The sequence below is a fragment of the Paraburkholderia sp. BR13439 genome (assembly GCF_040948805.1).
In the GTDB taxonomy this organism is placed as follows: Bacteria; Pseudomonadota; Gammaproteobacteria; order Burkholderiales; family Burkholderiaceae; genus Paraburkholderia; species Paraburkholderia youngii.
In genome coordinates, this window is the sequence record NZ_JBFPKN010000025.1 from 1 (window position 1) to 13,235 (window position 13,235).

The following is a 13,235-nucleotide window of genomic DNA, read 5'->3' on the forward strand; positions in this document are numbered from 1 at the left end:
GGACGGTCACCCGCCACGTCCGCGCTTCGCTCAACATCGCGTACGACTCAACCCTGCCTTCGTGGAACTACAGCATTCGCTCAAGGAACGGCGCATAGCGGGAAGTTATTTCGAGCGCGTTCCTAAGAGGATGAAAGCGCGGTTTAACGTCGGCATCGTGCAGTATGCCCCACTCGCCTATGATGCCTCCTGGGCGATGATTGACGCGATGAAGAACGCAGATTCAACAGACCCGAGAAAGTACCTCGAAACACTGAGATCACGTACGTTCAACGGTGTGACGGGTGCCATTTCGTTCACGCCGCGTGGCGACCTTAAGACGGCATCGGCTACGCTATATCAACAGCAAAACGGAAAGTGGACCGTCCTCGGAGTGGTACAGATCGATTCGCACTGGGAAAGCTCACAAAATCAAAATATTCGGCGGGCAGAATATGCAAACAGTAAATTTCTAGTCCCTGGCGCTCGGAAAGTGGAGCATCCCTTCGGACCACCGCGAGTCGTGATTTTCTTTGCTCATGTTGCGCACTCTCCGGGCAGAGTGCTTCGGCGCAGCGCCGTATTAGATCGTTGAAAAGGCAGCTACTTGCTTTCAGGCGCGAGAATTCGTAATACCGTGTCAATGTTAAACGCAAGCCGTTCCGCACGCCTGTCCTTGTCAACGAAATTAAATCCAAAGATCACCTCATTGGTGTAGCGGTTGTTGAGGTAATAGTAGGCAATCGCCGCAAGGGTGATGTGAAGCTGGCGAGCGTCAACGCCCGGTCGGAATTCGCCTGCCGCGACCCCTCGATCAAGAATGTCCTGAAGCATGTCAATGAACCCAACGTGCAGTTCCTTGAACCGCTGTGAGTGCGCAATATGTTGCGCATGGTGAAGGTTCGCGCTGTTGACCAATGACATGAAATCCGGGTTTTTAAGGTAGAAGTCCCAGGTAAACGTCATCAATTTCTTGATGGCTTCTGTCGGGCTCAGATGCTTCAGATCCAGTTCAGCTTCCGCTTCCCGAATTCCCCCCCAGGCTTCTTCCAGCACCGACTGGAACAGCTGGTCCTTGTTCTCGAAGTATTCGTAGATCAGACGCTTGTTGACGCCTGCGCGCTCGGCGATCGAGTCAATGCGTGCGCCGCCTAAGCCGAGCGCGGAGAACTCCTCCTTGGCGGCGGCCAGGATCTTTTCCTTGGTGAGCGCCGGATTTCGGACCTGCTTGGCCCGCGGCTCGGGGTGCTCGCTAACAGCACGTAATTTTCTGGCTCGTATCGCTGCGGATGTAGACATCTCAGGGTTTTGTTCGGAGGGTGGCCCAGTTTAAGGGAGATGGATAGGGTGGAACTCATCGTTTACCCCATCCTCGATATCTTCGCTTGACACTCATTTTCGTCCAGAGCACGATCTTTCACAAGTAACGATCCAGTTCGGTAGTTAACAGAGCGCTGAAAATTTCTGGGAGGTAGCGTGGCTCAATGGCAAAACCTGGACGAGGCCGTCGGTGAAATCCACGACGGGGCAACGATCGCAATCACGGGATCCGGAGGCGGGCTCCTCGAAGCGGATGCGGTCCTTGCCGCGATCCAAGAGCGTTTTTTGCGCACTGGACATCCGCGCAATCTGACGCTCGTGCATGCCCTAGGTATCGGTGACGGTAAGGGAAGCGGTGTAGGGCGTTTTGCCCACCCCGGCCTGGTCAAGCGCGTCATCGGTGGCCACTGGAGCTGGTCGCGTGCGATGCAGGATCTTGCAAAGGACGACCAGATCGAGGCGTACAGCTTGCCTGCCGGCGTCATCGCGACGCTGTTCCGGGAAATTGGGGCTGGACGACCGGGCGTGATCAGCCGTGTGGGGCTGCGTACCTTCGTTGACCCACGATTTGGCGGTGGGAAGCTCAATCCGTCCGCAAAGGAAGATCTGGTTGAAGTCATTGAACTCGACGGAGAGGAATTCCTGCGCTTCAAGCCGTTCAAGATCGATTTTGCAATCGTGAAAGCCTCTTCCTCCGACGGAAAAGGGAATTTGACAATGCGTCACGAGCCGGCCGATCTCGACATTTACGCGGTATGTCTTGCGGCACACAACTCCGGTGGGAAGGTGATCGCCCAGGTCAAGAAAAGGACAGGCGATCACGTTCCAGCGAGGCTTGTTCGGGTGCCAGGAATCCTGGTCGACACGCTGGTGGAAGTCTCGTCCCAGCGGCAATGCGCAATCACTGAATACGATCCAACGTTAAGCGGCGAACTGCTAACCAAGACTGGGCAAGGCGAATTCGAGTCTCCGGAAGGCATCCGCCGGATCGTCGCCGAACGCGCGGCGCGCGAAATGACGGCGGGGCAGTCCGTGAACTTTGGATTCGGCTTTCCAGGCGCAATCCCAGCCGTGCTGGCCGAGCAGAATCTGCACGGCCGTTACTGGGGTTCGGTCGAACAGGGTATACACAACGGAGACATGCTCGACGGCGTGATGTTTGGCGCTGCCCGCAACGCGGACGCGATCATTCCCAACGTCGACCAGTTCGATTTCTACAGCGGCGGCGGGATCGATGTGACGTTCCTCGGAATGGGAGAACTGGACCGAGAAGGCAATGTGAATGTCTCGAAACTGGGCAGTACCGTCGTCGGACCCGGAGGTTTCATGGATATCACGCGAGGCTCCAGAAAGATCGTGTTTTGCGGCGCGTTTGAAACCAAAGGGCTTCAGGTCAATCTTGGCGATGACGGCGACCTCAAGATTCTCAGTGCAGGCCAGGTACCCAAACTCGTCGAAAAGGTCGCGCATATCACCTTCAGCGGTTCGCAAGCGCTCCATGAGGGCAAGGAAGTTCTGTACATCACGGAGCGCGCCGTGTTCCGACTGTCGGAGCGCGGTGTTCACCTCGTCGAAGTCGCCAAGGGAGTCGACCTTCAACGCGACGTTCTGGACAGGATGGCTTTCGCGCCAATCATCGATCAGCAGGTTGCGGGAATGGTCTCGCAATAATCCGTGATGGACCATCGAAATTACTAGGGACGTGTGCCGAAAATGAACACCGATAAACCTGTGCTGTTTCAACGTACCGGGACCGCGGCAGTTGTGACGTTGAATCGGCCGACTCGACTGAATGCATTGACGCTACAGATGTTGGCTGAGATTGACCAGATTCTGGATGAGATTGAAACGGACAGGGAGATCTCGGTACTGGTATTCAGATCGGCAAGTGACCGCTTTTTTTGCGCGGGAGCCGATGTGAACGAGTGGGGTGCGATTGAACCGGAGAAGATGGGGAGTCGCTTTATCCGGGCAGGCAACCGAGTTATGCGCAGGATTGCTGAACTCGACAATCCCACGATTGCCGTTCTGAGCGGAAGTGCCCTTGGCGGTGGGCTCGAATTGGCGCTGTCATGCGACTTGCGATATGCGCTCTCGTCGATTCAGGTCGGCTTTCCGGAGGCAGCAGTTGGAGCGATCCCCGGTTGGATGGGGTGCCAGCGATTGTCGGATCTGGTGGGGCCTGCGCGGGCTCGGCAGATGATTCTGCTGGGTTCGCCGATCTCCGCGCCAATGGCTTTGGAATGGGGCGTGGTTAACGGCGTGAGCGAAACCACCGAACAGCTGGATGAGCACGTACAGGGCGTCTGCGAACTCATCGACAAGCGCTCGAGCGCATCTATCTCAGTCAGCAAGCGTCTTCTTCGGCTTATCGAATCTTCCGGCACAGAAGCCGCACATGAATTCGCTGCCACGGTCTGCAAGTCGACGCCGGACGCGGAAGAAGGCGTTGCTGCATTCCGTGAAAAGAGAGCAGCGATCTTTCGCTAACACACAGTATCTGAGGTTCTGTCATGCACTATCAATTCGACTTTAGTGCGATAGCACAATACCGGCAATTGCTGGTCGAGGGGACCATCGAGACACTCAAGATGTCTCTGATCTCGATGGCGTTCGCACTGGTCGCCGGAATCATTGTGATGCTCGCCAAGAAGAGCGCAATGTCTCCACTCCGATGGATGGGTACTGCGTTTATCGAGGTCATCCGCAATACACCGTTTCTGGTGCAACTGCTGTTCATCTACTTCGGTCTGGCCTCGCTCAACGTCAAGCTCAGTGTGATTGAAGCAGCGGTCACCGCACTGACTGTCAATGCGGCGGCGTATGTCGCGGAAATCGTGCGAGGAGGTGTGGACGCCATCCACAAGGGACAGCTGGAAGCCGGAGCCGCGCTGGGGCTCAAGCCTTACCAGATCTTCTGGAACGTCGTCCTCCGTCCTTCGATCCGCTCCGTGTATCCGGCGCTATGTAGCCAGTTCATTCTCCTCGTGCTGAGTTCAAGCATCGTTTCGTCGATCTCGGCACCTGAACTCACTTCGGCAGCCCAGCAGGTGGAGTCGGCCTCGTTCAGAAGCTTCGAAGTCTACATAGTCGTAACGGCAATCTATCTCGCGCTATCGATCATGCTGTCCACCATCTTCAAGTTGTTCGGGCGCGTCTATTTCGCCTATCCAACCAAGTGAGGCACGCATGATTCCGGTATTTGGCATGAGCGACGTCCTGCTGCTTTTGCAGGGATTGAAATGGACGATCGCATTGGCTGTGATTGCCGTCATCGGCGGTGGCGTATTGGGATTGTGTATCGCGCTCCTGCGTACCTCGGAGTATCCGTTCGTCCGTTGGTTGACAACGGGATACATCGAAATATTTCAAGGCACACCGCTTTTGATGCAGCTGTTCGTCGTCTATTACGGCGTTTCGCTGCTCAATCTTGACATCAGCGCTTGGGCCGCTGCGGCACTTGGGCTGACTGCGCACGCAAGCGCCTTTCTCGGCGAGATCTGGCGCGGAGGCATCGAGGCGGTCGCGAAAGGGCAAAGCGAGGCAAGCAGGGCGCTCGGACTGAAGTATTTCGATCGCATGCAGGCGATTGTGCTGCCCCAGGCATTCCGTGTCTCCTTACCAGCGACCGTTGGCTTTACCGTTGGCCTTATCAAAGGCACGTCTCTGTGCGCCATTATCGGCTTCACAGAACTGACACGGGCGGGGCAGGTCGTCGCCAATAGCACGTTCGAGCCGTTCATGGTGTTTGGCATTGTCGGTACGCTTTATTTTCTGCTGTGCTGGCCGCTTTCGCATTTTGGAACCCGAATCGAGCGAAAGCTGGCTACGGGACGGTGAGCGGATGCCGTTTTAACTGTTGTTGTTTTTTTACACGCCGCCAAGGCGGATAGGGGAACGGGAAATGAAGAGCTCATTGAAGGTAGACCGCCGCAAATGCGTCAAGGCACTGTGTGCTGTCCTAGCGGGTGTGATGTTACCGATTGCCGCCGTGCACGCCGGCGAAATCGACACCTTGAAGTCGAAAGGGAAGATGGTCTTTGGGATCGTGACGGACCAGAATCCGTTTGGCTTCATCAACAGCAATGGCAACAACGATGGCTATGATATCGAACTCGCTCGCGACATGGCCAAGAAACTGGGTGTTACGCCCGAGTTCGTGCCTGTGACAGCGGCGAATCGGATTCCATTGCTTCTGACGGGCAAGGTTGATGCACTCATCTGTGTCCTCGGAATGTATCCGGATCGGGCAAAGGTCGTGCAGTACACGGAGCCTTATGCCGTCATCAACGCTTCGCTATACGCGAAGAAGGACGACAAGATCACCGCGGTCAATGACCTGGCAAATCAGAGTATTGCCGTTGCCCGCGCCAGCTCGATGGACAAGGCAATTACCGAAGTGGCACCGAAGACCGCGACGATCCGGCGCTACGACGATGATTCATCAGCAATCCAGGCGCTGCTCTCCGGACAGGCTCAGGTACTTTCCGGTTATAGCCACTATTTCCCGGTGTTGAACAAGGCAGCTCCGAACCAGTACGAACAGAAGGTGGTTCTCAGTCAGGAGTTCCTCGGTATTGCAGTGCGGCCCGCCGACAAGGACCTCGCTGTATGGATCAACACCTATCTTGACAAGTCCGACAAGGACGGAAGCTGGAATACCCTGTACAAGAAGTGGTTCGGAGTGGACAAGCCGTCGCTGCCAAAGTCTTTACCCAACATCCCGATGGCGTCGAACTGAACGCAGTTGTGAATTGAGATTCTGAATATTTGGTTCCGGAGACATCATGGATGACGTAATCCAAATGGTAGACGTAGAGAAGTGGTACGGCAAAGCGCATATCCTCAAGGGAGTGAATTTGACGGTAAAGCGCGGCGAACACCTGGTGCTCTGCGGACCGTCCGGATCGGGGAAGTCCACCCTGATCCGGTGTATCAACTACCTTGAAAAGACTCAGGGCGGAACGATTGTCGTCAACGGTGTCGAGCTGGGCACGCACGGAAAAGGTGCGGATAAAGTCCGAAATGACGTCGGGATGGTTTTTCAGCAGTTCAATCTGTTCCCACATCTGACCGTTCTCGAAAATTGCATGCTGGCTCCTCGGCGAGTTCAAAAGGTCAAGGCCGAGGTCGCAAAAGAGAAAGCGATGAAATATCTGTCGCGAGTAAAGATTGCCGACCAGGCGCAAAAATATCCCGCGCAACTCTCCGGTGGCCAGCAACAGCGTGTCGCAATTGCCCGTGCGCTGTGTATGGATCCCAAGATCATGCTTTTCGATGAGCCGACATCAGCACTCGATCCTGAAATGGTCAAGGAAGTACTTGACACGATGATCGGGCTCGCGGACGACGGAATCACCATGATCTGTGTCACGCACGAAATGGGTTTCGCGAAGTCCGTCGCACATCGTGTGCTGTTCATGGATGGCGGCCAGATTATCGAAAGCGGGCCACCGAAGGAATTTTTTAGTGCTCCAAGTCATCCCCGCGCCCAAGCATTTCTCGCGCAGATTCTCGCGCATTGACGTGGTGGTGTTAGGACCTTGAGCCACGAAAGAGCGGCCGTCCCCCGGTGTCTGCGTGTCAACGTTTGCTGAAAGGACAAATGGTTCATTTCCCGGTTAGCACAGGCGAGCACTTCGTGTTTCGGAAGACGATTTCGGAGTCAGACGTGTACCTGTTCGCGGGTATCACGGGCGACTTGTCGCCGAATCATGTTGACGAAGAAGAGATGAAGCGCTCGCAGTACGGGGGGCGTATAGCACATGGCGCGTTGCTTGTTGGATATATGTCGGCTTGCTCCACCAAAGCTTCAGAACGTTTCCGGAATTGGGAGGGCAAGATCGCGGTCTCGCTGGGTTATGACCGGATCAGATTTCTTCACGGTGTCAGGATTGGAGACACAATTACCGTAGTTTATGAAGTCGTGAGTATCGATCGGGATTCGAACCGCTCTACCGCTGATGTAAAGATCACAACTTCGGACGGACGTCTTGCAGTTGTAGCGCGGCACGTTCTTAAATGGGTGAATGTATGCGACAGATGTATCGGAGAGGGATCATCGCCCGACGACGGAACGACTATACAGGCTTGACACCTGAGGGCTCAGCGTGCGTTGCCGAGTCATGACAGCGCAATTTTAACCAAACACAAGATCCGATTTCTGCAGTTGAATCTTCATTAAACAAATAGTAGTACAAATCATCGTTTAGAGAAGCAATGAAGAATTTCGCAAAAAATGGCATTGCAGTGGCGGCTGCCTGCCTGGCGACTCAGGCATATGCGCAGAACACCGTTACCCTGTATGGTGTCGTGGACACCGGACTGATGTACATCCACAACAGCGCTGGCCATTCGACCCAGTTCCTGATGACGAGCGGCAGCGTCTCTGGTTCCCGCTTCGGCATGAAAGGAAGCGAGGATCTCGGCGGCGGTCTGAAGGCCATTTTCCAGATCGAGAACGGCTTCAATTCGACGAACGGAAAGCTGGGACAGGGCAGCCGTATCTTTGGCCGCCAGGCATATGTCGGGCTGAGTGGTAACAGCTGGGGCACCCTTACCTTGGGGCGCCAATATGACCCTGTGGTTGACCTCGTTCAGCCGGTTCAGGGTGACAACTGGCTTGCTGGATTCTTTACGAGTCCGGGTGACATCGATAACGCGGACAACAGCGTGCGCTTCAGCAATGCTGTGAAATGGGCAAGCCCGAACTGGTCGGGTTTGCAGCTGGAAGCAATGTATTCGTTGGGCGGCGTAGCGGGCTCCGTTGGTTCGGGCCAGACATACAGCGGCGCAGCGTCGTATAGCAACGGCGCGCTCTCGCTGGCAGCAGGTTATCTGCATATCGACAACGGGAACGCTTCGCTTTCGACGCGTGGAGCTACGTCCGCCGATTCGCTGTTCAACAGCTCTGTCAACAATGCTTACACGTCGTCACGTTCGATCAACATTGCAAGGGCAGGTGGGAACTATGTGCTCGGGAGTGTGACATTGGGTGGCTATTATAGCTTCTCGCAATACAAGCCGGATGCAAGTTCGACTTTCACAAAATCCGAGAAGTATCACAACGGTGAAGTGTATGCCGTGTGGCAGATATCTCCGTCGTTGCTGACGGAAGTCGGATACGACTATATGAAGTCGTACGGCGATTCGTCCGCCAAACAGCATCAGTTCTCGATCGGCGCCGACTATTTTCTGAGTAAGCGGACAGACGTGTATGCAATCGCGGCCTACGCACACGCGAGCGGTCAAAACGGGGCCGGCACTGCACAGGCAGTTATCGGATCAAATGACGTCGATTCCGGCTCTAATAAACAGGCGTTGGTCACGGTCGGGCTAAGACACAAGTTCTAAACTACGACTGGGAGGTCAGGGCGAGTCTTCATGAACGGCCATTCGACCGCCGAAAATATCTGTTTCATCGATCTCCACGGGATGATACCCCGTTTGATCCCGCCCCGACAGTACATGCGGCGCGGGATTTTTTTCGCGACCTTGGCGGCAAGAGCGGCAAGTGAAGTGCATAGCCTGGCACAACGCTGCAAGGAAAATCTAGCCGATCGGTTCCTCGGCCGCGCGAATACGCGAAGACGCCCCGCCAGGCATATGCGGTTGCTCCGACGATGGACGCAGCCAAGCTGGCGTCCGGAGGATTGGCGGTAATGTGAGCGAAACTGCAGTGGCTTCGTGGCGTCAGAAGAACAAAGCCGACGGGGTGAAAAAGGCGGGGCGAGCAGTGTGCAGATGGATGAAGTAACACGACAGAACGCGGCGCTCGTGGAACAGCTTGCGGCCGTAGCAGAATCACTCAAATCGCAGTCGGTACGCTGCCAGATGGGGCGCGGTGTAAAGCGTGGCTGACGCCCCCACGTTGCTATTGCTCGAAGTTCGCCTAGGGTAATCTTTCCGAAGAGCCGATGCGCATCGTGTTAGCTGTGGGCGACCGGGGTCGTGGCTTGCCGGTAGATGATCGTTTCCCCGTGCGCGGCCGATCGTCGTTGTGGATGGTTGTCGTGACGGTTGTTTGTGGCAGAAGGACCATTCGATCCCGGCATTAGTAGCGGGGACAACGATATGCCCACGTCTCGACAAACGTTAGGTCGTCGCAGTCGTTCTGGTGAGGCTCGAATGATTCGTTCTCGTGGGTTTCACCAGCAGTAGTGGTGAGTGGGGTCCAGGGATTCAGCCGCGAAGATGCGGCTTTCAGCAGCCCCCGAGTCCTTGCCATGCACATGCCGATTTGCGCTTGAAAACGGATGGCTCTGTCTTTGTTGTGCAGTTGCATGTGAAGCTCCGTAATTGAAGCAGGCTGTTCCGTTGAAAAGGGCGATGATTAGTGTCCCTAGTCGAAGTATGTTAGAGACGAAAAAACCTGTCTATCGCGGTAAAAACCCATATCTAATCATGTAGAAAGAAGCTAACCATGCGCGCGCACACTTGGGCGAACATGCACAAACAAACTTCATCGAACATCTGATCGCCGGTCACCGTCGCATAGCCGCGATCTCTCGCCTGCGCTACCAGCGGAGTAACGCGGCCGGTGATAACGTCGGCGATAAAGATGGACTGCTGCGCACCAGCGAGGTCGATCGGTGCTGGATCGTTCTCACGCAGGCCGATTGACGACGCGTTAACTAGGAGATCGAACGTTCCGACACCGTCGCTTTCGCTCCACGCGATCGCGCGTGCCCGGCTGCGCTCATTCAATGCATCCGTGAGTCGCTCGCGTCGATCATGATCCGGATCGAAAATTGCAACTGCGCCGATTCCGGCGCTCACTAGCGCATGCGAAATTGCAGTGCCCGCTCCGCCTGCACCGAGCAAAAGCGCACGTTTCCCATCGGCCGTGAAACCCGCCCCGGCCAGCGCCCGCACCATCCCGATGCCGTCAAACATGTCGCCGCGCCACCGCCCTTTGGCCCCGCGTCGAAGCACATTGGCGGCGCCTACTGACTGCGCTTCTGAACCAAGTGAGTCGCAGAATTCGAGAACGGAAAATTTATGGGGCACCGTTGCGATGATGCCATCAACGTTATCGAGAGGTCCGATCCCTGCAAGAAAGGCTTTCAGGTCTGCAGGCCGTACATGGGCTGGCACAACGATCGCGTTTTTGCCCGCTTCACGTAGTTGCGCCGTTACCGAAGCAGGTGAGCGCACCTGAGCAATCGGATCGCCAATAATGAAATAGACGCGAGTGGCGCCGTTGGTCACGTCAGACCGACACGTTGTGAAGGCGGAAGGCTCGATTTTGGACATAGTTGGTAGGAGGTATAACGGGGTACCCGAGCGTCAGATCAGAGCACCCGCCGAAGGACGTCGGGTTACGGTACGGTCTGTTCTGCGTCGGCCGACTGGATATTCAAGGGCATCGCTGCCGTCAGATTCCGGTTAAGGAATTGCATGAAGCGGCCTCTGAACTGCATGGCGTGTTCGTGCGCCGCTTCTTCGGCTCGATCGGCGTCACGGGCCTCGATCGCGTCAACGATGTCAGCGTGGCCGCCCGCCATTTTTTCCACGCTCAGTTCCGTGCCCAACGCTTCATATTCGAAATGAAGGTGCAGCATCCGCCTGCCTTCGTCGAGCAGACGACGGTAGAGATCTGCGAAATAGACATTGCGCCCAGCTTTGGCGATGGCCATATGGAACTCGTAGTTCTTGTCGATCATTCCAAGGCTGTCGTAGGACTTGATGCTGTTCGCGATCGCCTTTTCGTAGGCCTTCTGCTTTTCTCGAATTTCGAGGAGGTCGGCGCTGGTGCGATGGAGCGCTGCGAGTCGGGTAGTCACCCGCTGAAGCAGATCAAGTGCATCAAGAAACTCTGGCACCCGTCGATAGTCCATCGGCGTAACGATCGTGCTGCGGTTCGGCAGGATCTGGACCAGGCCGTCGCCCGAGAGGCGGACCAGCGCCTCACGAATGGGCGAGCGGGACATATTGAACCGCTCAGCCAGTCCTATTTCGTCAAGTGCAGTGCCAGGCGAGAGCCGCATTCTCAGGATTTCGTCGCGCAGAATCCCGTAGATGCGGACCGCGCCTGTTTCCTTGACCGCTTGCGTTTCAGGTGGGGCTTTGGGCATGGTTCGTCTCGAATCAGTTCTAACGGTACAGGCTGACTTCCCGCTTTCCCGGTCTGGCCGCACAGATGCGGATGTATTGCTGCCGTGCCACCGAAATCCGCAGCACGTTTGGCTCACTAGAAGGGACGTCGCGAGGGTGCAGCGTTACCGCTGTTACCTACGAGGAAGTCAAAATCGAGTCCTTTGTCGGCTTGCAGAACGTGCTCCGTGAAGAGTCGTTCGTAGCCGCGCGCACCGGATGCCGCCGACGTCCGGAAGTCGGCGCGCCGTCGCTCCAGTTCTTCGGGCGAGACCTCCAATTGTAAAGCACCTTTTTCAACGTCGAGGCAAATCATGTCGCCATTTCGCACGAGCGCAAGCGGCCCACCCACGGACGATTCTGGGGACACGTGCAGCACGACGGTACCGTACGCAGTACCACTCATCCGGCCGTCCGAAATCCGGACCATGTCAGTGACTCCTGCAGCAAGCAGCTTCGCGGGAAGACGGATATTGCCAAGTTCGGGCATGCCAGGATAGCCTCTCGGGCCGATCCCCTTCAGTACCAGCACGCTGTCGGCGTCCACATCGAGTTCAGGGTCATCGATTCGCGCGTCGAGATCCTCGACGCTATCGAACACGACGGCCCGACCCGTATGCTTGAGCAGCCGTGGGCTTGCAGCCGACGGCTTGATAATCGCGCCGTTCGGCGCAAGGTTGCCACGGAGGATACGCAAGGCATTTTGTGGCTTGACTGGCTCGTCGATCCGCGAGATTACGGCCCTATCCGTCGATTGAATTCCTTCAAGATTTTCGCCGACTGTCGTTCCAGAGACGGTCATGGCATCGAGATGCAGTTTGCTGCGCAACTCGCCCATGAGCGCTCTCACGCCACCGGCACCGTAAAACTCCTCGGCGAGAAACTTTCCATTCGGTAGAACGTTCGCCATCAGGTGAATTTCCGAGCAGTTATTTTCAAAGTCGTCTAGCGTCAACTCGATGCCCACACGACCGGCAAGCGCGATCAGGTGGATGATTGCGTTCGTGCTTCCCCCGAGTGCAGCATTCACGCGGATCGCGTTCTCGAGCGCGCGACGGTCAACGACCTTCGAAAAGGTCAAGTCCTCGCGGACCATCTCAACGATCCGACGCCCCGCGAGTTGTGAGGAACTGTACCGTCGCCCATCAACAGCGGGGATAGCGGCTGTGCCCGTCAGACTTAGGCCAAGCGCTTCTGCGATCGACCCCATCGTCGACGCCGTACCCATCGTATTGCAGTGGCCGTTGCTACGCGACATGCCGTATTCGGCGTCCAGGAACGCAGCCTTGGACATCCTGCCACCGCGATAGTCTGCGTGCATCCGGAAAATGTCAGTCCCGGAGCCCACAGTGCGATCGCCGACGCGACCATTAATCATCGCACCACCGTTCACGAGAATCGTTGGCAGATCGACGCTGGCAGCACCCATCATGTATGCGGGAGCAGTGTTGTCGCAGCCGGAAAGCAGGACGACACCATCGAGCGGATTGGCACGCAGCGTCGCTTCGAGCTCCATGCTCATCAGGTTGCGGAAAAGCATGCCACTCGGTCTCATCAGCATGTCGCCGATGGACATCGTCGGGAACACCAGTGGGTAACCCCCGGCTTCGAGCACACCTTTGGCAACCGCCTCGGCGATCCCTGTCAGGTGTGCGTTGCACGGCACAAGATCCGATGCGGAATTTGCAATGCCGATCACCGGGCGCCCCTCGAACATGTCCGGGAGTGCGCCTCGGGCCTTCAGGTGTGTCCTGTGCTCGAAGCCCGTGTTATCGATACGCCTGAACCAGGCTTCGCTGCGCAGCGGGCGCGCTGCATTGTTCATACTGCCCCCATACTAT

12 protein-coding genes and 1 pseudogene are annotated in these 13,235 nt (G+C 56.4%); 9 read left to right on the plus strand and 4 right to left on the minus strand.

What is annotated here, in order from left to right; genetic code table 11:
* Positions 1-574: pseudogene (locus AB3X96_RS34535) on the plus strand (hypothetical protein); the annotation flags it as partial.
* A gap of 8 nt (positions 575-582) precedes the next feature.
* On the opposite strand, the gene AB3X96_RS34540 reads toward AB3X96_RS34535, so the two are convergent.
* Positions 583-1,278 (minus strand): TetR/AcrR family transcriptional regulator, encoded by a 696-nt coding sequence (locus AB3X96_RS34540; protein ID WP_368593209.1) that lies wholly within the window; start codon positions 1,276-1,278, stop codon positions 583-585.
* 177 nt (positions 1,279-1,455) lie between these two features.
* Between AB3X96_RS34540 and AB3X96_RS34545 the strand changes: the two genes are divergently transcribed.
* The 8 genes from AB3X96_RS34545 (at position 1,456) to AB3X96_RS34580 (ending at position 8,652) form a co-directional block, all read left to right on the plus strand.
* Positions 1,456-2,970 (plus strand): acyl CoA:acetate/3-ketoacid CoA transferase, encoded by a 1,515-nt coding sequence (locus AB3X96_RS34545; RefSeq protein WP_368593210.1) that lies wholly within the window; start codon positions 1,456-1,458, stop codon positions 2,968-2,970.
* Between the two features lie 42 nt (positions 2,971-3,012).
* A complete protein-coding gene (locus AB3X96_RS34550) occupies positions 3,013-3,789 on the plus strand; it encodes an enoyl-CoA hydratase/isomerase family protein (RefSeq protein ID WP_368593211.1) in 777 nt (258 codons plus the stop codon).
* Between the two features lie 23 nt (positions 3,790-3,812).
* Entirely contained in the window at positions 3,813-4,481 is a 669-nt protein-coding gene (locus AB3X96_RS34555; protein WP_368593212.1) for an amino acid ABC transporter permease, read from the plus strand.
* 10 nt (positions 4,482-4,491) lie between these two features.
* The gene (locus AB3X96_RS34560; RefSeq protein WP_368593303.1) at positions 4,492-5,139 is read left to right on the plus strand and encodes an amino acid ABC transporter permease; all 648 of its coding nucleotides are present in this window, start codon (positions 4,492-4,494) and stop codon (positions 5,137-5,139) included.
* Positions 5,140-5,203: 64 nt separating this feature from the next.
* The gene (locus tag AB3X96_RS34565; RefSeq protein WP_368593213.1) at positions 5,204-6,040 is read left to right on the plus strand and encodes a transporter substrate-binding domain-containing protein; all 837 of its coding nucleotides are present in this window, start codon (positions 5,204-5,206) and stop codon (positions 6,038-6,040) included.
* A gap of 46 nt (positions 6,041-6,086) precedes the next feature.
* Positions 6,087-6,824, plus strand: a complete 738-nt coding sequence (locus AB3X96_RS34570) for an amino acid ABC transporter ATP-binding protein (protein WP_368593214.1) — start codon at positions 6,087-6,089, stop codon at positions 6,822-6,824.
* A gap of 80 nt (positions 6,825-6,904) precedes the next feature.
* Entirely contained in the window at positions 6,905-7,393 is a 489-nt protein-coding gene (locus AB3X96_RS34575; protein ID WP_368593215.1) for a MaoC family dehydratase, read from the plus strand.
* Positions 7,394-7,518: 125 nt separating this feature from the next.
* Complete coding sequence (locus AB3X96_RS34580) at positions 7,519-8,652, plus strand: porin (protein WP_368593216.1); 1,134 nt, start codon at positions 7,519-7,521, stop codon at positions 8,650-8,652.
* A gap of 1,044 nt (positions 8,653-9,696) precedes the next feature.
* Here the strand turns inward: AB3X96_RS34580 and AB3X96_RS34585 are convergent.
* From AB3X96_RS34585 to AB3X96_RS34595, 3 genes are all read right to left on the minus strand, one after another.
* Complete coding sequence (locus AB3X96_RS34585; protein ID WP_368593217.1) at positions 9,697-10,554, minus strand: shikimate dehydrogenase; 858 nt, start codon at positions 10,552-10,554, stop codon at positions 9,697-9,699.
* A 65-nt stretch (positions 10,555-10,619) separates the two neighbouring features.
* Positions 10,620-11,375, minus strand: a complete 756-nt coding sequence (locus tag AB3X96_RS34590; RefSeq protein ID WP_368593218.1) for a GntR family transcriptional regulator — start codon at positions 11,373-11,375, stop codon at positions 10,620-10,622.
* A 116-nt stretch (positions 11,376-11,491) separates the two neighbouring features.
* On the minus strand, positions 11,492-13,219 hold the full coding sequence (locus tag AB3X96_RS34595; RefSeq protein ID WP_368593219.1) for a dihydroxy-acid dehydratase: 1,728 nt from the start codon (positions 13,217-13,219) through the stop codon (positions 11,492-11,494).
* Between the last annotated feature and the right edge of the window lie 16 nt (positions 13,220-13,235).